This is a genomic window from Gaiella sp. (assembly GCF_035710885.1).
Classification (GTDB): Bacteria; Actinomycetota; Thermoleophilia; order Gaiellales; family Gaiellaceae; genus Gaiella.
Genome location: NZ_DASTCS010000035.1, coordinates 1 through 25,890, shown reverse-complemented (window position 1 = coordinate 25,890; position 25,890 = coordinate 1). Strand labels below are relative to the sequence as shown.

The 25,890-nt window shown below is 71.2% G+C and carries 28 protein-coding genes and 1 tRNA gene; 10 read left to right on the top strand and 19 right to left on the bottom strand.

All coding sequences use genetic code 11. The annotated features are described in order from the left end of the window. Positions 1–26: 26 nt before the first annotated feature. Positions 27–1,526: a lactate racemase domain-containing protein gene (locus VFO26_RS07360; RefSeq protein ID WP_325114274.1), complete on the top strand. Its 1,500-nt coding sequence runs from the start codon at positions 27–29 to the stop codon at positions 1,524–1,526. A gap of 29 nt (positions 1,527–1,555) precedes the next feature. On the opposite strand, the gene VFO26_RS07355 is transcribed toward VFO26_RS07360, so the two are convergent. The 5 genes from VFO26_RS07355 to VFO26_RS07335 all read right to left on the bottom strand — a co-directional run bounded on the left by VFO26_RS07355 (position 1,556) and on the right by VFO26_RS07335 (position 6,740). Continuing rightward, complete coding sequence (locus VFO26_RS07355) at positions 1,556–2,296, bottom strand: ABC transporter ATP-binding protein (protein ID WP_349259057.1); 741 nt, start codon at positions 2,294–2,296, stop codon at positions 1,556–1,558. Next, the gene (locus tag VFO26_RS07350; protein ID WP_325114273.1) at positions 2,293–3,075 is read right to left on the bottom strand and encodes an ABC transporter ATP-binding protein; all 783 of its coding nucleotides are present in this window, start codon (positions 3,073–3,075) and stop codon (positions 2,293–2,295) included. The genes VFO26_RS07355 and VFO26_RS07350 overlap by 4 nt, the downstream gene beginning before the upstream one ends. Continuing rightward, positions 3,075–4,280 carry a branched-chain amino acid ABC transporter permease gene (locus VFO26_RS07345; protein WP_325114271.1) on the bottom strand — a complete coding sequence of 402 codons (1,206 nt, stop codon included), beginning with the start codon at positions 4,278–4,280 and terminating at the stop codon, positions 3,075–3,077. The genes VFO26_RS07350 and VFO26_RS07345 overlap by 1 nt, the downstream gene beginning before the upstream one ends. Further along, positions 4,277–5,311, bottom strand: a complete 1,035-nt coding sequence (locus VFO26_RS07340; RefSeq protein WP_325114270.1) for a branched-chain amino acid ABC transporter permease — start codon at positions 5,309–5,311, stop codon at positions 4,277–4,279. Before VFO26_RS07340 ends, VFO26_RS07345 begins: the two co-directional genes overlap by 4 nt. A 76-nt stretch (positions 5,312–5,387) precedes the next feature. Continuing rightward, positions 5,388–6,740 carry a branched-chain amino acid ABC transporter substrate-binding protein gene (locus tag VFO26_RS07335; RefSeq protein ID WP_325114269.1) on the bottom strand — a complete coding sequence of 451 codons (1,353 nt, stop codon included), beginning with the start codon at positions 6,738–6,740 and terminating at the stop codon, positions 5,388–5,390. 136 nt (positions 6,741–6,876) lie between these two features. On the opposite strand from VFO26_RS07335, the gene VFO26_RS07330 reads away from it, so the two are divergent. The 4 genes from VFO26_RS07330 (at position 6,877) to VFO26_RS07315 (ending at position 10,164) form a co-directional block, all read left to right on the top strand. Continuing rightward, positions 6,877–6,960, top strand: a tRNA-Leu gene (locus VFO26_RS07330). A gap of 221 nt (positions 6,961–7,181) precedes the next feature. Next, positions 7,182–8,330, top strand: coding sequence for a 6-phosphofructokinase (locus VFO26_RS07325; protein ID WP_325114268.1), 1,149 nt, complete (start codon positions 7,182–7,184; stop codon positions 8,328–8,330). Between the two features lie 2 nt (positions 8,331–8,332). Beyond that, positions 8,333–9,358: an ATP-dependent 6-phosphofructokinase gene (locus VFO26_RS07320; protein ID WP_349259059.1), complete on the top strand. Its 1,026-nt coding sequence runs from the start codon at positions 8,333–8,335 to the stop codon at positions 9,356–9,358. Then, on the top strand, positions 9,355–10,164 hold the full coding sequence (locus VFO26_RS07315) for an HAD family hydrolase (RefSeq protein WP_325114266.1): 810 nt from the start codon (positions 9,355–9,357) through the stop codon (positions 10,162–10,164). Before VFO26_RS07320 ends, VFO26_RS07315 begins: the two co-directional genes overlap by 4 nt. A 3-nt stretch (positions 10,165–10,167) precedes the next feature. On the opposite strand, the gene VFO26_RS07310 is transcribed toward VFO26_RS07315, so the two are convergent. From VFO26_RS07310 to VFO26_RS07300, 3 genes are all read right to left on the bottom strand, one after another. Next, entirely contained in the window at positions 10,168–11,943 is a 1,776-nt protein-coding gene (locus VFO26_RS07310; RefSeq protein ID WP_325114265.1) for a fused MFS/spermidine synthase, read from the bottom strand. A gap of 66 nt (positions 11,944–12,009) precedes the next feature. After that, entirely contained in the window at positions 12,010–13,410 is a 1,401-nt protein-coding gene (locus VFO26_RS07305) for an ArnT family glycosyltransferase (RefSeq protein WP_325114264.1), read from the bottom strand. Positions 13,411–13,421: 11 nt separating this feature from the next. After that, positions 13,422–13,988 (bottom strand): hypothetical protein, encoded by a 567-nt coding sequence (locus VFO26_RS07300; RefSeq protein WP_325114263.1) that lies wholly within the window; start codon positions 13,986–13,988, stop codon positions 13,422–13,424. 130 nt (positions 13,989–14,118) lie between these two features. Here VFO26_RS07300 and VFO26_RS07295 point away from each other — a divergent pair, with 130 nt between their 5' ends. Further along, positions 14,119–14,646 carry an AAA family ATPase gene (locus VFO26_RS07295; protein ID WP_325114262.1) on the top strand — a complete coding sequence of 176 codons (528 nt, stop codon included), beginning with the start codon at positions 14,119–14,121 and terminating at the stop codon, positions 14,644–14,646. Positions 14,647–14,827: 181 nt separating this feature from the next. On the opposite strand, the gene VFO26_RS07290 is transcribed toward VFO26_RS07295, so the two are convergent. From VFO26_RS07290 to deoC, 3 genes are all read right to left on the bottom strand, one after another. Continuing rightward, a complete protein-coding gene (locus VFO26_RS07290; RefSeq protein ID WP_325114261.1) occupies positions 14,828–15,625 on the bottom strand; it encodes an aldehyde dehydrogenase family protein in 798 nt (265 codons plus the stop codon). A gap of 100 nt (positions 15,626–15,725) precedes the next feature. Next, on the bottom strand, positions 15,726–17,201 hold the full coding sequence (locus VFO26_RS07285; protein WP_325114260.1) for an aldehyde dehydrogenase family protein: 1,476 nt from the start codon (positions 17,199–17,201) through the stop codon (positions 15,726–15,728). Beyond that, positions 17,201–18,127 carry a deoxyribose-phosphate aldolase gene (deoC, locus tag VFO26_RS07280; RefSeq protein WP_414653064.1) on the bottom strand — a complete coding sequence of 309 codons (927 nt, stop codon included), beginning with the start codon at positions 18,125–18,127 and terminating at the stop codon, positions 17,201–17,203. Before deoC ends, VFO26_RS07285 begins: the two co-directional genes overlap by 1 nt. A 36-nt stretch (positions 18,128–18,163) precedes the next feature. On the opposite strand from deoC, the gene VFO26_RS07275 reads away from it, so the two are divergent. Continuing rightward, positions 18,164–18,598, top strand: a complete 435-nt coding sequence (locus tag VFO26_RS07275; protein WP_325114258.1) for a cyclic nucleotide-binding domain-containing protein — start codon at positions 18,164–18,166, stop codon at positions 18,596–18,598. Between the two features lie 2 nt (positions 18,599–18,600). Further along, positions 18,601–18,990 (top strand): TIGR03618 family F420-dependent PPOX class oxidoreductase, encoded by a 390-nt coding sequence (locus VFO26_RS07270; protein ID WP_349259056.1) that lies wholly within the window; start codon positions 18,601–18,603, stop codon positions 18,988–18,990. Positions 18,991–18,999: 9 nt separating this feature from the next. On the opposite strand, the gene era is transcribed toward VFO26_RS07270, so the two are convergent. The 5 genes from era to VFO26_RS07245 form a co-directional block, all read right to left on the bottom strand. Continuing rightward, on the bottom strand, positions 19,000–19,857 hold the full coding sequence (era, locus tag VFO26_RS07265) for a GTPase Era (protein ID WP_325114256.1): 858 nt from the start codon (positions 19,855–19,857) through the stop codon (positions 19,000–19,002). Positions 19,858–20,026: 169 nt separating this feature from the next. Next, a complete protein-coding gene (locus VFO26_RS07260) occupies positions 20,027–20,389 on the bottom strand; it encodes a cytidine deaminase (RefSeq protein ID WP_325114255.1) in 363 nt (120 codons plus the stop codon). Further along, positions 20,386–21,111 carry a diacylglycerol kinase gene (locus VFO26_RS07255; RefSeq protein WP_325114253.1) on the bottom strand — a complete coding sequence of 242 codons (726 nt, stop codon included), beginning with the start codon at positions 21,109–21,111 and terminating at the stop codon, positions 20,386–20,388. The genes VFO26_RS07260 and VFO26_RS07255 overlap by 4 nt, the downstream gene beginning before the upstream one ends. Then, positions 21,108–21,485, bottom strand: a complete 378-nt coding sequence (ybeY, locus tag VFO26_RS07250; RefSeq protein ID WP_325114252.1) for an rRNA maturation RNase YbeY — start codon at positions 21,483–21,485, stop codon at positions 21,108–21,110. Before ybeY ends, VFO26_RS07255 begins: the two co-directional genes overlap by 4 nt. Next, a complete protein-coding gene (locus VFO26_RS07245; RefSeq protein ID WP_325114251.1) occupies positions 21,485–22,444 on the bottom strand; it encodes a PhoH family protein in 960 nt (319 codons plus the stop codon). Before VFO26_RS07245 ends, ybeY begins: the two co-directional genes overlap by 1 nt. A 54-nt stretch (positions 22,445–22,498) precedes the next feature. Here VFO26_RS07245 and VFO26_RS07240 point away from each other — a divergent pair, with 54 nt between their 5' ends. After that, a complete protein-coding gene (locus VFO26_RS07240; protein ID WP_325114250.1) occupies positions 22,499–22,972 on the top strand; it encodes a DCC1-like thiol-disulfide oxidoreductase family protein in 474 nt (157 codons plus the stop codon). Here VFO26_RS07240 and VFO26_RS07235 read toward each other — a convergent pair. From VFO26_RS07235 to VFO26_RS07225, 3 genes are read right to left on the bottom strand one after another with little or no spacing between them, the layout of a single operon-like run. Continuing rightward, positions 22,941–23,384 carry a GatB/YqeY domain-containing protein gene (locus VFO26_RS07235; RefSeq protein ID WP_325114249.1) on the bottom strand — a complete coding sequence of 148 codons (444 nt, stop codon included), beginning with the start codon at positions 23,382–23,384 and terminating at the stop codon, positions 22,941–22,943. The two genes, VFO26_RS07240 and VFO26_RS07235, sit on opposite strands and share 32 nt — an antisense overlap. Then, on the bottom strand, positions 23,381–23,713 hold the full coding sequence (locus tag VFO26_RS07230) for an HIT domain-containing protein (RefSeq protein ID WP_325114248.1): 333 nt from the start codon (positions 23,711–23,713) through the stop codon (positions 23,381–23,383). The genes VFO26_RS07235 and VFO26_RS07230 overlap by 4 nt, the downstream gene beginning before the upstream one ends. Continuing rightward, on the bottom strand, positions 23,703–24,896 hold the full coding sequence (locus VFO26_RS07225) for a MiaB/RimO family radical SAM methylthiotransferase (RefSeq protein WP_325114246.1): 1,194 nt from the start codon (positions 24,894–24,896) through the stop codon (positions 23,703–23,705). The genes VFO26_RS07230 and VFO26_RS07225 overlap by 11 nt, the downstream gene beginning before the upstream one ends. Positions 24,897–24,993: 97 nt before the next feature. Here VFO26_RS07225 and VFO26_RS07220 point away from each other — a divergent pair, with 97 nt between their 5' ends. Continuing rightward, positions 24,994–25,611 (top strand): GNAT family N-acetyltransferase, encoded by a 618-nt coding sequence (locus VFO26_RS07220; protein WP_325114245.1) that lies wholly within the window; start codon positions 24,994–24,996, stop codon positions 25,609–25,611. The last annotated feature ends 279 nt before the right edge of the window (positions 25,612–25,890 follow it).

Below are 25,890 nucleotides of genomic sequence, written 5' to 3'. Positions count from 1 at the left end.
CCGCGAGGCGCCCCTAGGATCGGCCGATGGCTCGCGTCCCCGTCCACTCCGGCTCACGGCTCCCGCTCCTCACGCTCCCGGACGACGCCGCCCTCCTCGCCGCGCCGCCGCCGCTGGACCCGATCGTCGACGTCCAGGCTGCCGTCGCCGAGGCGCTCCGGTATCCGCTCTCCGGCCCGCTGCTGAGAGGTGTCGCGCCCAGCGGAGGGCGGGCCACGGTCGTCGTCCAGCCCCCCGCCCTGCCGTTGCCGACGGCCCAGGACGACCCGCGCCGGGATGCCCTCGCCGCCGTGCTCGACGAGCTGGCGCGCGCGGGCATCCCGCGCGGGCGCGTGACACTGCTCGTCGCGACCGGGCTCGCCCGGCGAGCAGGGCGGCGCGAGCTGGAAGGGCTGCTGCGACGCGAGCGGGCCAGGGAGTTCCGCGGGCGGATCGTCGTCCACGACTGCGAGGGGGAGGACCTCCGTCCCATCGCGGTCGAGGGACGCAGCGTGCGGGTCAATCCGGCACTGGTGGACACCGACCTGATCGTCACGGTGGGCGCGGCGGAGACGGTGCTCCACGGCGGCGCGAGCGCGCTGGTCGATGCGTGCGCACCCGGTGACGTGCGTGGCGCTGCTGCCCGCTCCCTGCTCGAGCCGTCCGGCAGCTCCGGCTGGCGTCTCGGGACCGCGCTCGAGGCCGTCGTGCGCCGCTCCACGCCCTTGATCGGGCTCTCGCTCGTGCTCGACCACCCCAGAGTGACGGGCCTCTACCGCGGGTTTCCCTGGGACCCGGAGTCGCGCCGCGCCGCTGCCCGGTCGCCGTTCCGCCGCCTTCTGAACGCCTCGCCGGCCGTGGTGCGGCGTCGGCTGCTCGCCGGCGCACAGCGTGAGGTCACCGCCGTCGCCGCGCTCGCCGGGCCGCCGTCGGTCGCCCACGCCGAGGCGCTCGTCCGAGGGACGGCGGTTCGCAGCGCGACGGTCGAGGCGCCCTTCGACACGATCGTCGTCCCGCTCGGCTGGGAAGGCCCGCATCTCCCGCGGGAGCCGCTCAACCCGATCACCGCCGCGGCGGTCGGCCTCGGCCACGCCCTCCGCCTCTGGCGCAACCGACCCGCGCTCGCAGAGGGTGGCACGGTCGTGCTGCTGCACCCGTTCTCACGTGTCATGGGGCACGGTCCGCAGGCGCCGTACCGCGCGCTCTTCGCCGCCCTCCGTGACGAGGCGGCCGGGAGGCGGCTCGGTGCGGCCGAGGCCGTTGCTGCTCGTGACCGTCGCGCGCTCGGCGCGTACCGCGGCGGAGCTGCGCCGCACCCCCGCCTCCCGTTTGCGGACTGGGAGACGTGCGCCGGGACGCTGGCCCTCGCGGGGCGCGTGATCGTCGCGGGGTGCCGCGACGCGGGCGCCGCGCGCGCACTGGGCTTCGTCCCGTCGCACAACGCGGCGACGGCGCTCGCCATGGCGCAGGGCGTCGCGGGCGAGAACGCCCGCATCGGCGTGCTGCTCGGACCGCCCTATCCCGGGCTGATCGTGGAAGGGCCGTAGGGCGACAGGCTCGCCCTGTCCGGCGCCGCTCAATCCAGGCCGAGATACGCCTTCTGGACGGCCTCGTTGGTCTTCAGCTCGGCGGCCGGCCCCTCGAGTGTGATGCGGCCCGTCTCCATCACGTAGCCGCGGTGGGCGGTATCGAGCGCCATCAGCGCGTTCTGCTCGACGAGCAGGACCGGCGTCCCCTGGTTGTTGATCTCGAGGACGATCTCGAAGATCTTCTCGACGAAGATCGGTGCGAGCCCCATCGAGGGCTCGTCGAGCAGGAGCAGCTTCGGGCGCGCCATCAGCGCGCGGCCGATGGCACACATCTGCTGCTCACCCCCCGACAGCGTTCCGGCCTTCTGCGCCCTGCGCTCGTGGAGCCGCGGGAAGAGCTCGAAGACACGATCCATGTCGGACTGGAAGTTCTCCCTGTCGGTGCGCTGGAACGCGCCCATCTCGAGGTTCTCGGTCACCGACATCCGGGGGAACAGGCGCCGGCCCTCCGGGCTCTGGGCGATCCCGTTCTTGACGATCGTGTGCGGCGTGGCGGTCGTGATGTCGTTGCCCTGGAACCGGATCGCGCCCTGGCGCGCCCGGTTGAGACCGTTGATCGCGCGCAACGTCGTGGACTTCCCCGCGCCGTTCGCGCCGATCAGCGTCACGATCTCCTTCTCGCGCACGTTCAGCGAGACGCCTTTCAGCGCGTGGATCGCGCCGTAGTAGACGTGCACGTCCGTGAGCTCCAGCACGTCCTTCGTCGGGGACTGGGGCGCCTCGCTCACGCGATCGCCGCCTTCCCGAGATAGGCCTCGATCACACGGGGGTCGGACTGCACCTCCGCAGGGGTGCCCTCGGCGATCTTCTCACCGTACTCGAGCACGGTGATGCGCTCGGAGACGCCCATCACGACCTTCATGTCGTGCTCGATGAGGAGCACCGTGAGCCCCTTCTCGTCGCGCACGCGTCGCACGAACGCCGTGAAGTCGGACGTCTCCTGCGGGTTCATGCCCGCGGTCGGCTCGTCGAGGAGGAGCAGCTTCGGATCGGTGGCGAGCGCGCGCGCCACCTCCAGCCTCCGCTGGTCGCCGTAGGGCAGCGCGCCGGATCGCTCGTTGTGGCGGCGGGGAAGGCCGCAGTAGCGGAGCAGCTCCCGGGCGCGCTCGTCCGCAGCCGCCTCCTCCCGCCTGACGCGCGGCGTCCGGAGGATCGAGCCGAAGATCCCGCCCCGGAGCCTCGAGTGCATCCCCACGAGCACGTTCTCGACGGCGGTCATCTGCTGGAACAGCCGGATGTTCTGGAACGTGCGCCCGATGCCGAGCTCGACGATGCGGTGCGGTGGCAGGCCTGCGACCTCCGTGCCGTCGAACAGGATCGACCCGGAGTTCGGATGGTAGACACCCGTCAGCTGGTTGAAGAACGTCGTCTTTCCCGCGCCGTTGGGCCCGATCAGGGAGACGATCCCGCCGCGCGGGATCGTGAAGTCGATGTCGTTCGAGGCGACGAGCCCGCCGAACTCCTTGCGTACCTTCGTGGCGACGAGCAGGTCGCCGTTCGCGGACATCAGTCGTTGCCCCGGTCGCGGTCGGTGAGGGTTCCCTCGTGCGTGACGTCGTACATCGGCGTGTCGTGCACGCCTTCCTCCATCTCGATCCTGTGCCGTCGCTCTGGGATCAGGCCCGTCGGCCGGAACAGCATCATCGTCACGATGATGATCCCGTAGATCCCGAACTGGTACTTCGTCGGATCGAAGTCGAGCCCGCCCTCCTGGATCTTCGAGCCGATCGTCGCGAGGCCTTCGATGTTGAGGTAGCCGAGGATCATCCCACCGAGGATCACGCCCCAGAGACTGCCGATCCCACCCAGGATCACCATGCAGAGCAGGAAGACGGAGATGTTGAAGAAGAAGTCCGCCGGGAACGCACCCGACTTGAAGCTCGCGTAGAACGCGCCTGCCACGCCGCCGAAGAAGGCGCCGATCGCGTACGACCACGTCTTCGTGCGCATCAGCGGAACACCCATCGCGGCGGCTGCGGTCTCGTCCTCGCGGATCGCGATCCAGGCCCGCCCCAGGCGCGAGTTTTGAAGGCGCACGCAACAGAACACCGTGAAGAGGAGCAGTCCCACGGCGGTCCAGTAGTAGAGCTCCGCGCGGTTCGACTCGGTCCGGAAGACGAAGTCGCCGACTCCCATCGAGTCGATGGGGCTGATCCCGAACGTGCCGTTCGTGAGGTCGAACCCGCCGATCGAGTCGCCGTTCCGGACGAACTGCGGGACGATCTCGCCGAACCCGAGGGTGACGATCGCGAGGTAGTCGCCCCGCAGCCGCAGGGTCGGCAGGCCGATCAGGATGCCGACGATGGTCGTGAACACTCCGGCGATGATCAGCACGAGCCACATCGAGATGTGGATCCCCGGCGCCCCCGCCGGCGCCGTCGAGAGGAACTCGAAGCTGACCTGCTCGAAATGACCCGAGGCGAGCCAGCCGGCGGTGTAGGCCCCCGCGGCATAGAAGGCCACGTACCCGAGGTCGAGCAGCCCGGCATAGCCGACGACGACGTTGAGCCCGACCGCCATCATCGTGAACACGATCATGACCACCATCGAGTCGGTCCTCGGGATGAAGTCGCCGATCAGCGGCAAGTCCTGGAGCGATTCGACGATCTCCGGGTAGATCACCGCGAGGACGACGAGCGCCGCGACGATCGCGTACGTGCGCCCGGTTCCGCCGGACCGCACCTCTCCCGCGAGCTCGGAGACGCTCTTCATGCGCCTTCCGGCGTCCGCTCCCCGAGCAGGCCCTCGGGCCGGAACACGAGGATCAGGATGAGGATGCCGAACACGATCGTGCGGGTCCAGTCGCTTCCGGGGGCGAGCCACGTGAGGCCTTCGTTGAACGCCTGGATCAGCCCGATGATGATCGCGCCCAGCACAGCGCCCGTGAGGTTGCCGATCCCGCCGAGCACCGCTGCCGTGAACGCGATCAGCCCGAGCTCGAAGCCCGTGTCGTAGCGCATGTTGAACTGGAGCAGGTAGACGATCCCGGCGGCGCCGGCGAGCGCCCCGGCGATCATGAACGTGACCGAGATCGTGCGGTTCACGTCGATCCCCATCATCGCCGATGCCTCGCGGTCCTGGGCGACCGCGCGCATGGCCTTGCCCTGCCGCGTCGTCCGCACGAACCACGTCAGCAGCAGGAGCAGCGGGACGACGATCAGGATCGCCGTCAGCTTCTTCCACGTGTAGGTGATCCCGCCGATGTCGATCACGTCAGACGTCGGGATGAAGTTCGGCACCGACCGGAAGTTGACGCCGTAGAAGGCGAGCGCGACGTTCTGGACGATGAACGAGACGCCGATCGCCGTGATCAGCGGGGCGAGACGCGGAGCATGGCGCAGCGGCTTGTACGCGACGCGCTCGATCGTCGCGTTGACGATCGAGAACAGGCTCATCACGACGACGAGCGTGAGGAGCATCCCGCCGACGATCACCGGCACGCTCGAGTCCGTGTCGAGCCCCAGCACCGACACGATGATCGTGCTCGCGAAGAGGCCGGACAGGGCGAACACGTCGCCGTGCGCAAAGTTGATCAGCTGCAGGATCCCGTAGACGAGCGTGTAGCCGAGCGCGACGACGCCGTAGATGGAGCCGTTCGTGAGGCCGATCAGCCCGACGTTGACGAACTCCGTCGGATCCTTGACGAAGTTCACCGCCAGCCAGAAGATCAGGAGCCCGACGAGCGAGAGCCCGATCTTGTCCGTGACGGATGATGCGCGGAGACGGGCCAGCGCGGACGCCATGCCGCGCGACTCTAAACCGAAAGGCGGCGGGAGGGCAATGCCCTCCCGCCGCGTGGATCGGTGCTTCCTCGAGCGGCTAGGCCGCGCCGGCCGCCTTGACGACCTCCGGGTCGGGAGAGAGCGCCTTCGACGTCTCCAGCTTGTCGGTCGCGATGTAGATCGTGAATCCCACGACCGCCCCGGACGCATCCTGCGGGTCGCCGTTCTCGTTGAACGAGAACGAGCCGAGCAGCCCGTCCGTGACCTCCGTCTCGAACATCTTCGCGATCACGTCGGTCCGCGTTCCGTCCGAGTTCTCGATCGCGTCGAGCACGATCTGCGCCCCCTGGGCGGCGTAGATCGCGTACGGGTCGATCCGCGCCCCGTTCAGGTAGTCCGCCTCGAACGAGTCCGCGAACTCCTTGGCGACGCCGGAGAACTCGTCGACCGGCACGCCCGCGACGGACATGTACATGCCCGCCGACGCCGGGCCTGCGTCGTCGATCGTCTGCTGGGTCGTGAAGCCGTCAGGTGCGAACAGCTTGACGTCCCCGTCGTTCGGCCCGAGCACGGCGACCTTGTCCTTGATCACCTGGGCGCCGTTCTCGTCGATGAGGCCGCCGAGGAAGACCGCGTCGGCCCCCGTGCCCTCGATCTTCCGGAACAGCGACTCGTAGCTCGCCGCCTTCGGATCCCACGCCTCGAAGCCGGCGATCTCGATGCCGAGATGCTCGGCGGCCTTCCGCGTGGTGGTGGCGACGCCGAGACCGTAGGCCTCCTTGTCGTTCAGGACGTAGAGCTTCGTGACCCCGAGCTCCTTCATGTACTGGGCCACTGCCGCGCCCTGGTAGTCGTCCGCCGGTGCGACGCGGGCGTAGTTCCGCTCGCCCGTCGGGTAGTACTTGTCCGGCTCGGTCGCGTCACACCCACCGGGCAGGTTGACGGTGAGGCACGGATACGTGTTCGCCGGCGACATCATCGCGATCCCGCCGTCGGGCGCCTGGTTCAGCACCGGGATCATGATCGCCGCGCAGCCGGAGTTGAAGGTGCCGATCACGCCGATCACCTTGTCGTTGGCTGCGTAGGCGTTCGCGTTCTGCGAGCACTTGCCCGAGTCCCACTTGCCGGCCTGGGCCGTTGCGTCGTCGCACGCCTGGAAGCCGATGTTGTAGTCCCCCGCCTTGAACTCACGGTCGGTGAGCACCTTGCGGATGGCCTCGTTCATCTGCAGCGTCTGCGTGCGCGATGCGCCCTGCAGCGGCAGATCCGACGCAACGATGTAGTCAGGGTTCCCGTCGCCCTCGTACTCGATCGCCGTGCACGACGACGACGGCAGCGCCTCGGGAGCCTCACCACCGTCGTCACCGCCGCAGCCCGCCGCGACGAGCGCGAGTGCGGCAACGAGCAGACCGATGAGGTACACCCCTCTGCTCTTGAGCGTCAAGCTCATCCTCCTCCTTCGTGGGGGACCGTGCGCCCGGCTGGCGCCCGGCCTTCGAATCGCTTGCGAGAGTGTAAGGGACATGAGGGAAACATGGCTTCCCTCATGAGCTGTCCCTGCCGTCGGCTCTACCATCCCGATACAGGCCGAAGTGGCGGAACTGGCAGACGCGGCGGACTCAAAATCCGTTGCCCGCAAGGGCGTGTGGGTTCGAGCCCCACCTTCGGCACCTTCCCTGAACCACCAGTCGCGGCCGGAGGCCGGCTTCGCCGGCCGGGAGGCCACACCCCGCCCACCCATGCCGCCCCCCGAAGGAGGGGCCCGCGGGGGAACCACGGGTTCCCCCGCGCATCGCGGCGGACTCGAAATCCGCTGCCCGCGAGGGCATGTGGGTTCGAGCCCCACCTTCGGCATCGCAGCGATCCCGGCCGCTTGGTATGACCTGCGGGGATGCGGATCGGGATCCTGACCGGCGGCGGGGACGTGCCCGGGCTCAATCCGTGCATCAAGGCCGTCGTGAACAGGGTCGCGCACGACGGCCACGAGGTGGTCGGTCTCCGTCGCGGCTGGGCGGCGCTGCTGCAACACGACCCCGACGACCCCTCGTCCGCGGCCGAGTGGTTCCAGCCGCTGACCCCGTCCAGCGTCCGCACGATCGACCGCACGGGTGGGACGTTCCTGCACACGTCGCGCACCAACCCGAGCCGGGTTCGCGCCGGCGAGGTGCCGGACCACCTTGCCTCGCTGGCAGCCGGCGAGGGGCCGTTCGACTTCACGAGGCACGCGCTGCGGGTGGTCGAGGCCCTCGGGATCGACGTGCTGATCCCGATCGGTGGCGACGACACGCTCTCCTATGCGCTGCGGATGCACGAGGAGGGCGTGCCGGTGATCGCGATCCCGAAGACGATGGACAACGACGTCCACGGCACCGACTACTGCATCGGGTTCTCGACGGCGGTCACCCGGGGCGTGCAGTTCATCCACAACCTGCGCACGTCGACGGGCTCCCACGAGCGGATCGCCGTCGTCGAGCTCTTCGGCCGCTACAGCGGCGAGACGTCCCTCGTGACCGCCTACCTCGCCGGCGTCGACCGCGCCGTCATCTCGGAGGTGCCGTTCGACGTCGACCGGCTGGGCGAGCTCCTCCTCGCCGACAAGCGCGCGAACCCGTCGAACTACTCGATGCTGACCGTCTCCGAGGGCGCGACCATCGCGGGGGGCGACATGGTCGTCTCCGGCGAGGAGGACGCGTACGGGCACCGCAAGCTCGGCGGCATCGGCGAGCTGACCGCGGCGCTGCTCAAGGAGCGCACCGGCGAGGACATGATCGTCCAGGTCGTGGGCTACCTGATGCGCTCGGGCGCGCCCGACTCGCTCGACCTGATGGTGGCGACGAACTACGCGGTGATGGCCGCCGACCTCGCGCTCGAGGGGTCGTCCGGGCGGATGGTCGCGCTTCGCGGGGGGACGTACACCTCGGTGCCGATGTCGGCGACCCGCGAGGGGGTCAAGCGCGTCGACGTGGACGAGCTGTACGACGCCTCCCAGTACCGCCCGAAGGTGCGGCACGTCACCGGCAAGCCGATGTTCCTCTACTGATGCTGCGGCTCGGGCTCCTGACCGCGGGCGGTGACTGCCCGGGCCTGAACGCCGTCATCCGCGGGGTCGTCGCGGGCGCGACCCAGCGCCACGGCGCCGAGGTCGTTGGGATCGTCGACGGCTGGGACGGGCTGATGGGCGGCCGGGTGCGCCGTCTGGATCGCGACGCCGTCCGCGGCATCCTGCAACGCGGTGGGACGATTCTCGGCACGTCGCGTCGCGACCCGTACGTCCACGGCGAGGGTGCGGCCTCGCTGCGCGAGACCCTCGCGCGGGAGTGGATCGACGCGCTCGTCGTCGTCGGTGGCGACGGGACGCTGCGGACCGCGCTTCGCCTCTCGGAGGAAGGCATCCGCCTCGTCGGCGTGCCGAAGACGATCGACAACGACATCGCCGGGACGGACGTGACGTTCGGGTTCGACACGGCCGTGCAGATCGCGACCGAGGCGATCGACCGGATCACGACGACCGCCGAGTCGCACGACCGCGTGATGGTGGTCGAGGTGATGGGCCGCACGCGCGGGTGGATCGCCACCTACGCCGGCATCGCCGCCGGGGCCGACGCGATCCTCGTCCCCGAGTCGCCGTACGACCTCGAGGAGGTCGCCCAGCTCCTGCGGTTCCGGGCCGCGCGGGGCCGCAGCTACTCGGTGGTGGTCGTGGCGGAGGGGATCGAGCCGCCGCCGGGCGCGCAGATCGCCGCCCCGCTCGACGCGTTCGGCTTCGAGCGCCTCGGCGGCGTCTCGGCGATCGTGGCGGCCAGGCTCGAGGAGATGACGGGGTTCGAGGCTCGCGTGACCGTGCTCGGTCACATCCAACGAGGGGGCACGCCGAGCGCCGCCGACCGCGTCCTCGGGTCGCGGCTCGGGGTGGCGGCCGCCGACCTCGCGGCGGCGGGTGGCTTCGGGCGGATGGTTGCGCTCCGCGGCACCGAGATCGTGGACGTCTCCCTCGAGGAGGCCTGCGCCGACCTCCGCGGCGTGCCGCCGGAGATCCTGGGCGTGGCGCACACCCTCTCGGCACCGTGAGGGTCCGCCTGGCCGCGATCGACCTCGACGGCACGCTGCTCCGCACCGATCGGACCGTGTCGCGCAGAACGCGAAGCGCGCTCGCGGCGGCCCGGGACGCCGGGATCACGATCGTGGTCGTGACCGCACGCTCGCCACGCTCGGCGCGGGAGATCGCCGCGGACGCAGGGATCGGCGGGATCGCGATCTGCGCCAACGGCGCGACGGTCTACGACCTCGACCACGACCGGATCGTGCGGCACGAGCCGCTCCCGGCCGCGCTCGCGGCGCGCATCGCCAGGGGCCTGCGGGAGCGGGTCGCCGGCGTGACCTTCGGCTGGGAGCTGGAGCTGCGCTTCGGCAGCGAGGCCGCGTACGAGGCGCTGCGCGACAGCTCGACCTGGCCGCGACCCGAGGGCTCGTTCCCGCCGTGCGACGTCCTCGCCTGGCGCCGGCCGATGACCAAGCTGCTGGTCCGTCTCCCGGAGTCCGACCTCGACGGCGTCCTCGCGATCGCCCGGGAGCTCTGCGGCGACGAGGCCGCGGTCACGCTCGCGGGCCACGAGTTCGTCGAGGTGATGGCAGCCGGTGTCGCAAAGGAGGCGGCGCTCGCCCGGCTGGCGGCCGAGCAAGGCATCGACGCCGGCGAGGTCGTCGCCTTCGGCGATCAGCTCACCGACACGGGGATGCTGAGGTGGGCCGGTCTCGGGGTGGCCGTGGCGAACGCGCGCGAGGCCGCCCTCGAGGCCGCCGACGAGGTCACCGCGTCGAACGACGAGGACGGCGTGGCGCTCGTGCTGGAGCGGCTGACTGCGGCCGCCGCGTAGAGCTCAGCCGATCAGCAGCGCGTCCGTCGGCGCGTAACCGTCGGTCAGGAGCGGCACGTCGCGGATGACGACGTCGCGTTCCCAGCGGTCCCTGGCGGCGGTCCTCAGGTCCGGCGCGCCCGGCGCCCGCTCCTCCCGCGTCTCCTCCCAGGACTCGGCCAGGCGCGCCGGGGACGGTGAAGCCCGCTCGGTGGCGACGAGGATGATGTTCCGGATGTCGTCGGGACGCCGGTCGGCCGGGCCTTCGAACACGGGGTGGAGCTCCACTGTCGGGAAGACCGTCGCGTAGGTCTTCCACAGCGCGCGGGTGATCTGCGAGGTGCCGCCCGTCAACGCGCCGATGACGTTCGTCGCGATCACGCCCCCCGGCGTCAGCCGGTCGCGCATCAGCTCCACGAACTCGAGCGTCGTGAGGTGGAACGGGACACCGTCGGAGTAGAAGGCGTCGACCATGATCACGTCGAACCGCTCGTCGGTGCGCTGGAGAAAGCGCCGGCCGTCGTCGACCTCGATCGGCAGGCGGGCGTCGCGCGGCAGCTCGAACCACTGGTAGGCGGCGTCGACGACGTCGGGGTCGAGCTCCACGGTCGTGACCTCCACGTCGTCGAAGTCGTGCCAGATTCGCTTCTGGACCGCCGCCCCGCCGAGCCCGATGACCAGCACCTTGGTGGCGCTCGGGTTGTACGCGAGGCCGAGGTGGAGGTAGTCGCTGTACGAGAAGCGCGTCCGGTAGGGGTCGTCCAGGTACATCCCGCTCTGGAACGAGCTGTCGAAGCGGAGGTACCGCGACTCGTCGTCGTCGACGACGAACAGCCGGTGGTAGCGCGTGTCCCGGGCCTCGCGGACGGTGAATCCCTCTCCCACGATGCCGACCTCCGCGGGGTCGAGCGTGCGTGGTGTGCGCACGTCGCGCTCGCGGTAGAGCGGCGACCAGTTCCGGGCCGCCGAGCCCTGGAGCACGCTGCCGGTCTTGTCCGGTGCGAGCGCGCCGACCGCGAGCAGCGCGGCCCCGGCGGCGACCACGAGGCCCGCGCCGGGCAGCCAGAGCCGGTGAAGCAGCGCGACGACCGCGGCGGCGGCCAGGAGGACGACCGCCCCGACGGCGAGGACCTGGTCCGTGCCGTACTCGGGGACGAGCCAGAACGCGGTCACGAAGGTCCCCGCGATGCTGCCGGCGGTCGAGATCGAGAACAGCCGCCCGGCCGTCCGCCCGAGCCGCTCGAGCGAGCGGGCGGCCAGCCGGACCGCGATGGGCGAGACCGAGGCGAGCACGACGCTCATCGGGCCGAACAGCACGATCGCGGCGACCAGCGGGTTGAGCCGGGGCCCGGGGTCCCACGTCACGACCTGCTCGAGGACCCACTCGTCGACCACGGGGATCGCCAGCACGAGGCCGGCGCCGATCCCGATCGCACCGACGAACAGGTACGGCGACGGCCACCGGTCCGCGAGCGCGCCGCCCGCCCAGTAGCCGATCGAGAGGCCGGTGAGGACGACGCCGATCAGCGCTCCCCACACGTACAGCGAGCTCCCGAACGTCGGTGCGAGGACGCGACTCGCGGCGATCTCGACGCCGAGCAGCGCCGCCCCCGAGAGGAACACCGCCGTGCCGAGCGCGATCCCGTCGATCCTGCTCCCTCGCCGGGCCGGCTCGGCCGCGCCGGCGGTTGCCGTCGCCGGGTCCGCCGCCGCAGGCACTCCGCTCACCCGGCCGTCACCGTCGACTTCCGGCTCGGTCCGATCGGACCGCTCTGCGCCCTCGTGCGTCGCGTCGTCCATTCTTCGTCGCCTTTCGACGTTGCAGACCCCGGAACGAGCACTAAGCGTAGATGCTCGGTTTCGGTCCTAGCGGGAGCCGGTCGGGATGCGGTACACGCGGAGCCAGGGCCGTGCGCGGCGACCCGTCTCCCGCCTCGTCTCGTACGCGGGGGTCGCCTCCTCCAGCGAGCGGTAGAAGCGGGCCTCGCGGGGGTAGTGGGACGCCGCCGCGAGGACACGGTCGGTCACCACGCCGGAGACGACGAGCCAGCGGACGCCCTCGGCGCGCAGGCGGGCCAGGTCCCGGCGCGGCTCGAGGGTGCGACCCGGGCCGGGCAGCTCGAGGCGGACGACGTCGCGGCGGTCGAGCTGCAGCGTGGACGGGTCGGCCGCGATGCGCTCGTCCCTCGGGATTGCCCGGTCGATCCACGCGGCTGCGTCGAGGCGGGGGTCACGGCCGGTCAGCGAGCGTCCATCCTCGATCGACCACCAGAGCGGAACGATCGCCGCGACCAGCGCAGCCACGGCGAGCGGTGGGACGCGGCCCGCGAGGACCGCGAGGACAGGCACGAGGGGCAGGACGTATCGGTCGAAGTGCGCCTCGGACGGCAGCAACGAGAGCGCGTACGCAGCCGCGAACGAGAGCAGCACGAGATCGGCCGTGCCGCGCGTGCGGAGCGCGATCAGGACGCCGACCGCAGCGACCAGCACGACCGGACCCAGGGTCTCCCAGAGCCTCACCCCGTAGGCGAGTGGTGTCGCCGGATCGTCCTCGAAGCCGAGCCAGCCCTTCTGAGCGAGCCGCTGGACGCGCCGGAAGTCGTCCCAGGCGGCGCCTGCGTGGAGGACGACGAAGGGGCTGGTGACGAGGAAGGCCGCGGCCGCCAGCCCGCAGGCCGTGGTGAGCCGGCGCCACGCTCCGAGCCCTGCGACGACCAGCGGCACGAGCAGGACGGCGCCGGGGTACTTGGCCGACGCGGCCAGCCCGGCCACGGCTCCCGCCCACTCGAGCCGGCCCGACAGGAGCAGTGCGAGCGTGAGCGTGACCGCCAGCGTGAGGAGCACGTCGGTGACGGCCATCCGCGAGTAGGCGACGTGGGTGGTGGCAACGGCGACCCCGACGGCTCCCGTCACGCCCGCGAGAGACCCGTACGCGACCCGGCCCAGCCACCACGCCGAGGCGACGCCCGCGATACCCAGGAGGACGGCAACGACGCGGGCGGCACCGTAGGACGGCTCCTCCAGGCCGAGCTGGGTGGGCGCGAGGAGGAGGAACAGCAGGCTCGGGTAGTCGTACCAGCCGGGATCGAGCCCACCCCCGTGGACGATCTCCCACGCGCGCGGGACGATGTTCGTCTCGTCCGGGTTGAGCAGCGGCAGCGGCAGCCCGGAGCCCGAGCCGACGACCCGGAGCGCGGCCCCGAGCAGCAGGATCGCCCCGACCGGCGCGAGCTGGGCGGCCGAGAGCGACCGACGCGCGAGTCGCAACGCCGGAGTCGCTACACGTCGGGGACGGCGTCGCCCACGAGCGCCTCGACGTCGCCGCTGACCAGGACCGCGTCGACACCGGCCCGCTCGAGCTCCTCGACGTCCTCGCGCGAGGCTCCGGACAGCTCTGCGATCGCGAGCTTGCCCGCAGGGACGTCCGGGAGCAGCTCCAGGACCCTGTCGAGCGGCGGCTGCTCGCTGTCCGCCTCGTCGGTGGCGAGGAGCAGGATCTCGGGGTCGACGTGCTCGAGCACACGCTCCAGCTCGTCGTCGTCGCGGACGCGGACGACGTACTCGAGCCCGAGCTCCTGGCAACGCTCGGCCAGACCCGTCAGCGTGTCCTCGTCGTCGGCCGTGAGCACCACCGCGTGGGTGGCGCGCGCCTCGTCCGGCTGCAGTCCGTACGCGAGCAGCGGCAGGCCGGTGTGTTCCTTCAGCTCGAGCTCGGCGCTGCTCACGACGATTCCCTCCGCGCCGCCCGCCTCGGCACGCCGGGCGGCGTCGGCGTCACGGACGTGCACGAGCACCGAGATGCCGTCGCCTTCCGCGATCGCCTGGCTCAGCCGTCGATCGGTCACGGACGCGGATGCTAGTCGACGGCTCCGGCGCCAGCGGCCGGGCTGCCTGCCCGGCCCCCGGCGGTCGGCTCGACCCGCTCGGACGCGGCGCCTCGGTGGACGCGGCTCGATGCCGTAGGCTCGCCCGGTCGTGCCCGACGTCAAGCGCGTGTGCCTCCTCGGCGCCGAGTCGACCGGCAAGTCGACGCTCGCCCAGGCGCTGGCCGAGCGCTTCGGAACTCTCTGGAACCCCGAGTACGGCAGGCCCTACACGCTCATCGGGCGCCAGCCGGACACGCCGTGGACGAGCTGGGAGTTCACCCACGTCGCGCGGATCCATTGCTGGTACGAGGACTTCCTCGCGACTCTCGCCGAGCGCGTGCTCTTCTCGGACACCGATGCGTTCACGACGGCGGTGTTCCACGAGGTGTACCTCGGAGCACCGGCAACAGGGTTCGAGGATCTGCTCGCTCGCCCGTACGACCTGTTCGTCGTCTGCGGACTGGACGTCCCCTGGCGTCACGACGGGATCCGAGCGTTCGAGGAGCAGCGCCGCTGGATGCACGAGCGCTACCTGGCTCGGGCACGCGAGAGCGGCCGGCCATGGCTCTTGGCCGAGGGCCCTCTCGCGCGGCGCCTCGAGGAGGTGGGCGAGGCGGTGGTCCGCGTGCTCGGATGAGCCCGCCTCACGAAGCGCTCACATCGCGGCCGGCGGTCCCTGTGCTCCGGACGCCGTCACGAAGTCGGCGCAAAGTCGCCACTGAATTGTCGCCAAGATCGACAACGAACTCGTTAGAATTGGCAGCGGGTGGTGGGTTGGGGTGCCCCGATGAACGGCGTCGGAAAGCGGCGGGCCAGGGTCAGCGCCCGAGCGGATGCCAGACCGTCTTCAGCTCCATGAACGCGCCGATCTCCCACGGGCTCCGGTCGTCCCGCGCCCGCACCACCCGCTTGACGTTCTCTGCGGCGAGCACCTCGAGGGCCGCGACGTCACCGTCCGCACCGGTCACGTCGATCGCGTTCACGTCCATGTGCGCGGCCAACACGGGTGCGAGCTCCGAACGGTGACCGGTGAGGATGTTGACGACCCCGGCGGGGACGTCCGACGTGGCGACCGCCTCGGCCAGCTCGATCGCCGCCAGCGGATGTGCCTCGGACGCGACGACGACCACCGCGTTTCCCCCGACGAGCGCGGGTACGACGCGCGCGACGAGCCCGTCGAGGGCGGGCTCGTCCGGGGCGATCAACGCCACGACCCCCGTCGGCTCGGGAAGCGTGAAGTTGAAGTAAGGCCCCGCGACCGGGTTCGCACCACCGAGCACCTGCGCGAGCTTGTCGGCCCAGCCCGCGTACCAGACGACGCGGTCGATCGCCCGTGCGACCTCCCGCCGGCCGCTGCAGACGGCCGCCAGCGCGGCCTGCCTCGTCTCCATCGTCTCGGCCAGGCGGTACAGGACCTGCCCGCGGTTGTACGCCGTCGCCGTGCTCCAGGCCCCGTACCCCTTGCGCGCGGCGACGACCGCGTCCCTTGCGTCCTTGCGGGACGCACGCGCGACGTTGTGGCCCTCCAGCTCGAGGGTGCGGCCCGACTCGGAGCGTGGGAACGCGCCTCCGATGAAGAGCTTGTAGGTCTTCCGCACCGGAAGCCTCGGCGTCACTCCCCCACCTCCGCGCGAAGCACGTACCAGATGCCCAACGCGAGCGCGGTGAGGAGCACGAGCTTGGCCCCCAGCACCGGAGCGGGCTGACGCGGGCTGGTCACTCGAACCTCAAATACGCCTCGAGCCCGTGGCGGCCGCCCTCGCGTCCGAAGCCGGATTCCTTGTAGCCGCCGAACGGGGACGCGGGGTCGAACCGGTTGAAGGTGTTGCCCCAGACAACACCCGCCCGCAGCCGGTCGGCCATCCACAGGATCCGTGACCCCTTCTCCGTCCACACCCCGGCCGAGAGGCCGAACATGGTGTTGTTGGCCTTCTCCACCGCCTCGTCGGGGGTGCGGAAGGTGAGCACGCTGAGCACCGGTCCGAAGATCTCCTCCCGCGCGATCCGGTGGCTCTGAGCGACGTTCGTGAACACCGTCGGCGCGAACCACCAGCCTTTCTCCGGCAGGCGACAGGGCGGCTGGTAGATCTCCGCGCCCTCCTCCGTCCCGCTCTCGACGAGCTCGACGATCCGCTCGAGTTGGGCCTTCGAGTTGATCGCGCCGATGTCGGTGTTCTTGTCGAGAGGATCGCCCACGCGAAGCGTCGCCATGCGGCGCTTGAGCTTGCGCACGAGCTGGTCGTGGATCGACTCCTGCACGAGCAGCCTCGACCCCGCGCAGCAGACGTGGCCCTGGTTGAAGTAGATCCCGTTGACGATCCCCTCGACCGCCTGGTCGAGCGCGCAGTCGTCGAACACGATGTTCGCCGCCTTGCCGCCGAGCTCGAGCGTGAGCGCGATGTCCCGGCCTGCGAGCTCGCGCTGGATCGCCTTGCCGACCTCGGTCGAGCCGGTGAACGCGACCTTGTCGATCCCCTCGCTGCGGACGAGATGCGCGCCCGTGGACCCGTCCCCGGTGACGATGTTGACGACACCCGGCGGCACCTGCGCCTGGCGGCACACGTCCGCGAAGAGAAGCGCCGTGAGCGGCGTCGTCTCTGCCGGCTTCAGCACCACCGTGTTCCCGCACGCCAGCGCCGGGGCGATCTTCCACGCGAGCATCAGCAGTGGGAAGTTCCACGGGACGATCTGCGCGGCGACGCCGAGCGGACGCGGACGGCGGCCCGGGAACGCGTACTCGAGCTTGTCCGCCCAGCCCGCGTAGTAGAAGAAGTGTGCCGCCGCCAGCGGCAGGTCGACGTCGCGAGACTCCTTGATCGGCTTTCCGCCGTCGAGCGACTCCGCCACCGCGAGCTCTCGCGCGCGCTCCTGCAGGATCCGCGCGATCCGGAAGAGCACCTTCGCCCGCTCCGACGGCTTCCAGGCGCTCCAGGCCTCGAACCCCTCGCGGGCGGCGTCGACCGCGCGCGCCACGTCCCTCGCACCGGCCTGGGCGACCTCCGCGAGAGGCTCCTCGGTGGCCGGCGACACCGTCGTGAACCAGGATCGAGAGCGCGGTGAGACCTCCTCGCCGCCGATGAAGAGCCCGTACCGCTCCTCGAGCGAGACGATCTCGCGCGACTCGGGCGAGGGCGCGTAGTCCCAGGCGCCCGTGGCGGCGAGCCCGCTCCTCTGCTTCTCGACGGCGCCCATCAGTCGAGCGTGAACTCGTCGGGCGACCGGTAGATGCCGGTGCGCTGCTTGCGGAGCTGGAGCAGGACGTCGTTCAGGAGCGACGACGCGCCGAAGCGGAACAGGTCGGGCGTCATCCAGTCGACGCCCAGCGTCTCATGCAGGACGCAGAGGTACTGCACAGCCTGCTTCGCCTTCCGGATCCCGCCCGCGGGCTTCGTCCCGATCACGAGACCGGTCTCGTCGTGGACGTCGCGGATCACCTCCAGCATGCAGAGCGTCACGGGCAGCGTCGCGGCCGGCGAGACCTTCCCGGTGGAGGTCTTGATGAAGTCGGCGCCCCCGGCGATGGCGACGAGCGACGCCCGGCGCACGGCGTCGTAGCTTCCGAGCTCGCCGGTCTCGAGGATCACCTTCAAGTGCGCGTTGCCGCACTCCTCCTTGACCGCCACGACCTCCTCGTAGACCTGCCCCATCCGGCCGGAGAGGAAGGCGCCACGATCGAGCACCATGTCGATCTCGTCGGCGCCGGCCTCGACCGCGGCCCGGACGTCGGCCAGCTTGACCGCGAGCGGCGCCTGTCCGGAGGGGAAAGCCGTCGCGACGGAGGCGATCTTGACCGAGCTTCCCTTCAATGCGCGGCGCGCGACCGGCACGAGGCTGGGATAGACGCACACGGCGGCGACGTGCGGTACCGAGGGCTCGCCGGGATCCGGGTACATGGCCTTCGTGCACATCGCGCGCACCTTGCCCGGTGTGTCCGCGCCCTCGAGCGTCGTCAGGTCCATCATCCGGATTGCGAGCTCGAGCGCGAAGACCTTCGACTCGCGCTTGATCGACCGCTTCGCCAGCTCCGCCGCACGCGCCTCGAGAGCGACCGCGTCGACCGAGCCCACGCGCGGGAGGCGCCCGCCTCCCGGGAGCTCGAGCGTGCGCGGCAGTGCCAGTGTCTGGCTCACGGGGTCAGTCTAGAGTGTGCCCCCGTGCTGCTCCGCGCCGACGCCCGGGTCGAGCTGATCCGTCGCCTCCCGCTCTTCGAGCTCTGCTCGAAGCGGGACCTCCGTCGCATCGCGTCCCTCGCGGACGAGCGCGGGGTCGAGCCGGGCACCGAGCTGATCCGCGAGGGCGAGCCGGGAACGGAGTTCTACGTCGTGGTCGAGGGAGAGGTCGACGTCCGTCGCCGGGGGCGGCGCATCGCGCGGCTCGGGGCCGGAAGCTTCGTCGGCGAGATCGCGCTGCTCTCCCGCTCGCCGCGCACGGCCACCGTCATCGCCGCAACCCCGTTGCGGGTGCTGGCGATCTCCGGCCGCGACTTCGTCGACCTGCTCGACACACTCCCCGAGCTGTGGCTCAAGGTCGCGCGCACCCTCGCCGACCGGGTCGACGCCGACGAGGCCATGGACGCCGCCCGGGCCTGAGGGTGGCGCTCCAAAGCGGAGTACGAGAGCTGGCGCTGGCGCCGAACTTCGCCGCGCTCAGCGTGCTCCTCTCGTCCGGGAGGCCGATGACCCACGTGATGTGGGTCGATGCGGACGACGATCACGTCCTGATCAACACGGAGGTGCACCGCGCGAAGTTCAAGGCCGTGGAGCGCGACCCCCGCGTGACCGTGACGATCTGGGACCGTGAGGATCCGTACACGTACGCCGAGGTGCGTGGACGTGTCGTGGAGATCGTCCGTGGCCCCGCCGCGAGGGAGCACATCGACTCGCTCTCCCGGAAGTACCGGGGCCGCGACTACGACGAGTCGAGCATCACGTCCGAGCGCGTGATCCTCCGGATCGCGCCGGAGGTCCAGCGCTTCCACTGACACGGCCGGTCAGAGGCCGAGCCGCTCGAGCGACTTTCGATCCCGCCGCCACCGCGGCCTCACCTTCACCACCAGCTCGAGGAAGACCCGGTGGCCGACGAGCGCCTCGACCTCGGGCCGCGCGCGGGTGCCGATCTCGCGGATCATCGCCCCGCGCTTGCCGATCAGGATCCCCTTCTGCGACTCGGTCTCGACGAGCACGCGCGCGCGGACGGTGTCACCGAGCTCGTCCACCTCGACCATCAGGGCGTGCGGCACCTCGTCGCGCGTCAGGTGGAGCGCCTTCTCGCGGATGACCTCCGCGACGCGTTCCTCGAGCGTGAGGTCGGTGTGCTGCTCGCGCGGGAAGAGTGCCGGCCCCTCCGGCAGAAGGTGCACCAGGTCGTCCCGCAGCTCCTCGATCCCGTCCCGGACCTTCGCGCTCACGGGGTGGAGGGCATGGAAGTCGCCGAGCCCCGCCGCGACCTTCATCTGGGCCGCGACGTGCCCGTGCTTCAGGCGGTCGATCTTGTTGAGGGCGATCACGACCGGCACACCGAGCGAGAAGACCCGCCGCGCGACGAAGCGGTCTCCGGCACCGATCCGGTCGCGCGCGGAGAGAACGAGCAGGACGACGTCGACGTCCTCGAAGGAGCCGTCCACCGTCTCCTGCATCCTCTCGGTGAGAGCGTCCATCGGGCGCTGGAAGCCCGGAAGGTCGACGAGGACGAGCTGCCAGCCCTCGCCGTTCGCGACCCCGAAGATCCGCCGCCGGGTCGTATTGGGGACGGTCGAGGTGATCGCGACCTTCTCGCCCGTCAGCGCATTGACGAGGGTCGACTTGCCGACATTCGGCCGCCCGGCGACAGCGACCAGGCCCGCCTTCACGCGCCCCGCTCCTCGTCCGTTTCGGCCATGTCCGCGGCGGCCAGCGCCGTGGGCCACCGGCCTCCTCCCCACGCGTCGAGCGTACCGTGGAAATGCGCGCAGGTGAGTGACGGGAGTGTCGCGAGAGGGTGCCGACCGCTGCACCCCGTGTGCGGCCGCGCCCTGCGGGTCACAGCACGAACTGCTCGGGCAGCAGCTCGTCCGGGGTCATCTCGACGACGCGGCCGCCGTTCCTGAACACGACTCGCTCGACCCGCATCTCGGCGAGCCACTGCCGGCAGCCCCCGCACGGCGAGGCGGTGATCGCGGCGACCACGAAGTCACCGGGCCGGTAGCCCTCCGCGATCGCGCGCGAGAACGTCGTGCGCTCGGCGCACACGCCCAGCGGGTAGGCAGCGTTCTCCACGTTGACGCCCTCCACGACCCGTCCGTCGCGACAGAGGACGGCGCAGCCCACGTCGAACCCGGAGTACGGCGCGTACGCGCGCGCCGCGACCGCGTCCGCCGCGGAGAGGAGCTCCGCGTCCGTCACGCCGAGAACCCCTGGAAGATCGCCAGCGTGACGAGCGCCCCGAGCGCGCCCCCGGAGGCGACCTCGAGCGTCGAGTGCACCCCCGCCTCGATCCGGGTCTGTGCGACGAGCAGCGCCATGATCAGCGCGAGGGAGGATACGAGGAACCGGTGGTCGGAGTCGTCGAGCACCAGCGTGACCGCCATCCATCCGGCGAAGGCGACCGCAGCGTGGCCCGAGGGCCACCCGCCGCGCAGCGGCGACCCGCGCCCGGACAACGCCTTCAGGGCGATCACGATCGCGGTCGTCAAGACGAGCGCGATCAGGGTCAGCTCGGCGGGCGCCTCGGACAGCTTGTCGAGCAGCCGCGAGCTCTCCTCGGCCACCTGGCCGGAGAAGACGAGGTAGCCGACGGCGATCGCGTTGACCGCGGCGATGAGGACGGCGCCGGCGCCGATGTCCTTCGCCAGCTTCGCCATCGGGTCGAACGACGTCGACGCGACGTCGACGGCGGCCTCGACGGCGGTGTTGATCATCTCCGCGATCAGGACGAACGCGATCGCGATCAGCAGGGCGATCAGCTCGAGCCGCGAGACGTCGAACGCGAGCGCGGCGATCAGCACCGCGACCGCCGCCGCGAAGTGGATCCGCATGTTCCGCTGCGTCCGGAGCACGTGGATGATCCCCTCCATCGCGAAGTTGAAGCTCTCGAACACCGAGGGTGGGCGGCGAGGGGTGATCACGACAGATGCACGCGCTCTCTCGCCTCCATCGCCGTCCCGTGCTCGTGGCCGAGCAGGTGCAGGAGGCCGTGGACGAGCGGCCGGCGCCAGTCGTCTCCGACCACCGCCGGGCAGAGCACGACGTCGCCGAGCGCCCGCGGCTCGCCGTCCGGGAGAGGCCCGACACCGTCGATCGGGAACGAGAGGACGTCGGTCGGCTCGTCGATGCCCAGGTGCTCGTGCTTCAGCGCGCGCATCTCCTCGGGCGCGATGAACGCGATCCCGAGCTCTCCGTCCCGCATGCCCTCAGTGGCGAGCACGTGGCGCGCCAGCGCGACCGCGCCGGCTTCGTCGACCGTCGTCCCGCTGCGGTTCGAGACCTCGATCTCGAGCATCAGCGGCGGCGCGTCGAGCCCGTCTCTTCGGCGTGGCGCTTGTACGCCTCCACGATCCGCTGGACGAGCTTGTGCCGGACGACGTCCTCGTGCCCGAACTCGACGAACCCGATCCCGTCGAGCGACCGCAGGATGTCGCGCACGTGGATCAGGCCGGAGGCCTGCTCGCGCGGGAGGTCGACCTGCGTCACGTCCCCGGTGACGACCATCTTCGAGCCGAACCCGAGGCGGGTGAGGAACATCTGCATCTGCTCGGGGGTGGTGTTCTGCGCCTCGTCGAGGATCACGAAGGAGTCGTTCAGGGTCCGCCCCCGCATGAACGCGAGCGGTGCGACCTCGATCGTGCCGCGGTCGATGTACGCGTTGAGGCGGTCGGCGTCCATCGTGTCGTAGAGGGCGTCGAAGAGCGGCCGCATGTACGGGTCGACCTTCGCGAGCACGTCGCCGGGGAGGAACCCGAGCCGCTCACCCGCCTCGACGGCCGGTCGCGTGAGGATGATCCGCCCGACCTCGCGCTCCGAGAGCGCCTTCACCGCGAGGGCGATCGCGAGGTACGTCTTGCCCGTGCCGGCCGGCCCGATCGCGAAGGTCACGGTCGCGGTGCGGATCGCGTCGACGTAGCGCTTCTGCGTCACGGTCTTGGGCGCGATCTTCTTCCCGCGGTGACGCCAGACCACGTCGTCGAACACGTCGCGGATGTCCTCCGACTGGTCGAGCGCGGCGACGACGGCGCCCACCGTGTCCGGCCCGATCGCATGACCGCCCTCGACGAGCTCGACGAGCTCGTCGACCACCGCCCGCGCCTCGGCGACGCGCGCGTCGTCGCCGGCGAGCGTCAGCCGGTTCCCCCGCAGCGAGATCGAGCAGCCCAGACGCTCCCGGAGCGTGTCGAGCACGCCGTCGGCGACGCCGGCGAGCTCCGCCGCGACCTCGTTCGGGACCGTGAGGACCTCCTGCACGCGTCCCAGTGTAGGGCGCACACACGCGGCCTCCCGGCCCGCTACGGTCGTGTCGTGGAGGACCGCGCCGAGCTCGTCCTGTACGACGAGGACTGCGGGATCTGCGCGGCGTTCGCGCGAGCACTCGCGCGGCGTGGGCTGCGCGTCGCGCCCATCGGCTCACCGATTGGCGACACGTGGCTCCGCGACCTGTCGCTGCCCGCCCGCTATGAAGCGTTCCATGCGATCGACGGCCGCGGCCGCCGGCGCTCGGCCGGCGCCGCGGTCCCGCCGGTACTGCGCGTCCTGCCGGCCGGCGAGGTGAGCGCGCGCCTCGCGCGCGCCCTGCCGCGCCTCACGGCGCTCGCCTACGTCGCCGTCGCGCGGTCACGGCGGCAGCTCTCGGCGGCACTCGCGCTGAGCGCGTGCGCGGCGCCCCACCGGACCCGGACGTGCGCCGGGAACGTGCTCGAGCCAGGGCCGCTCCCGAGGCCGGAAGGCTGTCGTCTCGACCGCTCTACGCGAGCTTCTCGCGCACGAGCTGGCTGACGACCGAGCCGTCGGCCCGCCCCGAGACGCGGGGCATCACGTCCGCCATCACGCGCCCGAGGTGGTGGATCGACGTCGCCCCGACCTCGGCGATCACGTCGTCGACGATCTCCTCGAGCTCCTCCTCGGAGAGCTGGTCGGGCATGAACTCCTCGATCACGTCCAGCTCGAACTCCTCCCGGTCGGCCTGCTCCTCGCGACCGGCCGCGTCGAACGCCTCCATCGCCTCGACGCGCTTCTTCCGCTCACGCTGCAGCACCTGGAGGGACTCGTCGTCGGAGAGCGAGCGCTGGAGCTCCTTCTCGGCCGACCGAAGCGCGTTCAACAGGAGCGCCAGGGCGTCGCGCCGCGCATCGTCACGGGCGCGCCGGGCGTCCTTGAGCTGCCCCTCGATGTCGGCGATCAGGGTCATTCGAACCCGGGCAGGCTACCGCCCCCGAGCACGTGCCAGTGGAGATGGAAGACGGTCTGCCCACCGCCGGCCCCGATGTTGACGATCACGCGGTAGTCCTCCAGGCCTGCTTTCGCCGCGGTCTCGGCTACGAACTCGAGCATCCGCTTCGCCTCCTCCGCGGGAAACTCCTCGACCTCGCGGAACGTCTCGACGTGGCGCTCCGGTATCACCAGGAGGTGCGTCGGCGCCTTGGGCGCGATGTCGCGGATCGCGACGAACCCGTCCGCCGCATGCACGTGCTCGCCCTCACGGACGAGCCGGCAGAAGAGGCAGTCCTCAGGCGGCAACAGCGAGCACCCCCTCCTCGGCGACTCCGACGGCGCGAGCGGCGACGAGCTCGCCGACCTTCGCGTCGACGAGCCACGGCGTGTAGTCGTCCGCGTAGCCCCGCCCGGGCCGGTCGACGAGCACGCGATCCGAGCTGCCGACCCGCGCCCGCCAGCGACGGCGGCAGAGCTCGTCGGAGAGGGCTCGAAGCTGCCGGCCGCGCTCGCGCTTCACCGCGGCCGGGACGCTGTCCTCGGCCGCGGTACGTGTGCCGGGCCGGGGCGAGTACGGGAAGACGTGCACCTTCGTCATCCCCACCCGCTCGACGAGCGAGAGCGTCCGCCGGAAGGCCCCGTCGTCCTCGGCCGGGAAGCCGACGATCACGTCGGTCGTCAGGTTGAGGTCGGCGAGCGGGGCGAGCCTGCGCTCGAACTGCGCGGCCGTGTAGCGGCGTCCCATCGCGCGCAGCACCCGGTCGTCGCCGGACTGCAGCGGCACGTGCAGGTGCGGCGCGACGGTGGGCGTCTCCAGCACGGCCGCGGCGAGCGCGTCGTCGACGTGGTTGAGCTCGATCGACGACAGGCGCAGCCGGTCGAGGCCCGGCGTCGCGCCGGCCTCGCGCACGAGCCGCGCGAGTGTGTAGCCGGCAGCGCGGTCGCGAAAGCAACCCAAGTTGACGCCGGTCAGGACGATCTCGCGGTGCCCCTGGGCCACACGCCGCCGGATCTCGTCGAGCACCGCCCCCGCGGTGCGGCTCCGGGTCGCTCCGCGAACCAGCGGGATCACGCAGAACGCACAGGAGAAGGAGCAGCCGTCCTGGATCTTCACGAACGCGCGCACCCGGTCGAGCCGGTGCTCGGCGTTCACACAGCCGATCGCGCCCACGTCACCGGCGACGAACTCCGCCGCGTCGTCACCCGTCCTGCCGGTGACGACGACGTTCTCCGCTTCGTCCGAGAAGGCTCCCTCGAGGTTCGACGCGCACCCGGTGACGTAGACCGTCCGTGCCGAGCGAGCCGCCCGCGAAGCCGCCTGACGGGACTTCGAGACGGCCTCGTGCGTGACACAGCACGTGTTGACGACCTGGATCTCGCCGCCCGCGGCGACCTCCTCGTGACCGTCGGTGAGCAGACGCTCTCGGATCGCCTGTGCGTCGGCGAACGAGACCTTGCACCCGAGAAAGCGCGTCGAGAACGTCGCCATGCGAGCCCAAGAGATTAGACGCTCCGACCGCCAAGTCGGCCGTGATGCGGGCCTCCGGTGCTGCGCCGGGGCGAGCCCCCTGGAGTACCGTGCCCGCGTGGACGACACGGGGGAGCCCAGGGTCACGATCGTCCCTGCCAACGAGGCGACCTGGGAGGACGTCCAGGCCGTGTTCGGCACCCGGGGCGATCCGTCCAGGTGCCAGTGCCAGCGGTACAAGATGCAGCCCGGGGAGTCCTGGGTGTCCGTCGGCGCCGAGGAGCTGGCCTTTCGGCTCCGTGCGCAGACCGACTGCGGTCACCCCGAGGGCACGGCGAGCGGGCTCGTCGCGTACCTCGACGGCGAGCCCGTCGGCTGGTGCGCGGTCGAGCCTCGCACCGCCTACCCCCGCCTGCTGCTCAAGACGCGCGTCCCCTGGGATGGGCGCGCCGAGGACAAGTCCGACGAGGGTGTCTGGGCCGTGACGTGCTTCGTCACCCGCACGGGCTTCCGGCGCCGGGGCATCAGCCGCGCGCTCGCCCGCGCCGCCGTCGACTTCGCGCGGACGCGCGGCGCCCGTGCCCTCGAGGGCTACCCGATGATCACCGAGCCCGGGCGGAAGATCGACCTGGTCGGCGAGCTCCACGTCGGCAGCCGCAGCATCTTCGCAGATGCCGGGTTCGCGGAGGTCAACCGGCCGACGCTCCGCCGGGTCGTGATGCGCATCGACTTCTAGAGGCTCGATGCGGGTTGGGGATGCGTGGCGGGGAGAGCTGGCGCCGAGCAGCGCAGGCCCGCAAACCGCGCGTGCCCATGACCCAGATCAACCCTCTACGATGCCGCCGTGCCCGAGGCGCGTCTCGAGGACTCCGGCTCGGGCCTTGCGCCCGTCGTCGACGGCTGGTTCGTCCTCAACGTGCGCGACGCGGAATGGTGGACGTCGGAGACGTTCGGCTCGGGGTGCGTGTTCGAGAGCCGCGCGTGCTCGTTCCCGCAGCTGGGTATCAATCTCAGC

Coding starts and splice junctions, on each gene's coding strand:
- VFO26_RS07225 (WP_325114246.1), bottom strand. CDS start 24,896: ATGGCGACGTTCTCGACGCGCTTTCTCGGGTGCAAGGTCTCGTTCGCC.
- VFO26_RS07350 (WP_325114273.1), bottom strand. CDS start 3,075: ATGTCCGCGAACGGCGACCTGCTCGTCGCCACGAAGGTACGCAAGGAG.
- VFO26_RS07335 (WP_325114269.1), bottom strand. CDS start 6,740: ATGAGCTTGACGCTCAAGAGCAGAGGGGTGTACCTCATCGGTCTGCTC.
- VFO26_RS07345 (WP_325114271.1), bottom strand. CDS start 4,280: ATGAAGAGCGTCTCCGAGCTCGCGGGAGAGGTGCGGTCCGGCGGAACC.
- VFO26_RS07325 (WP_325114268.1), top strand. CDS start 7,182: ATGCGGATCGGGATCCTGACCGGCGGCGGGGACGTGCCCGGGCTCAAT.
- VFO26_RS07340 (WP_325114270.1), bottom strand. CDS start 5,311: ATGGCGTCCGCGCTGGCCCGTCTCCGCGCATCATCCGTCACGGACAAG.
- ybeY (WP_325114252.1), bottom strand. CDS start 21,485: ATGCTCGAGATCGAGGTCTCGAACCGCAGCGGGACGACGGTCGACGAA.
- VFO26_RS07235 (WP_325114249.1), bottom strand. CDS start 23,384: ATGACCCTGATCGCCGACATCGAGGGGCAGCTCAAGGACGCCCGGCGC.
- VFO26_RS07360 (WP_325114274.1), top strand. CDS start 27: ATGGCTCGCGTCCCCGTCCACTCCGGCTCACGGCTCCCGCTCCTCACG.
- VFO26_RS07310 (WP_325114265.1), bottom strand. CDS start 11,943: ATGGACGACGCGACGCACGAGGGCGCAGAGCGGTCCGATCGGACCGAG.
- VFO26_RS07285 (WP_325114260.1), bottom strand. CDS start 17,201: ATGGGCGCCGTCGAGAAGCAGAGGAGCGGGCTCGCCGCCACGGGCGCC.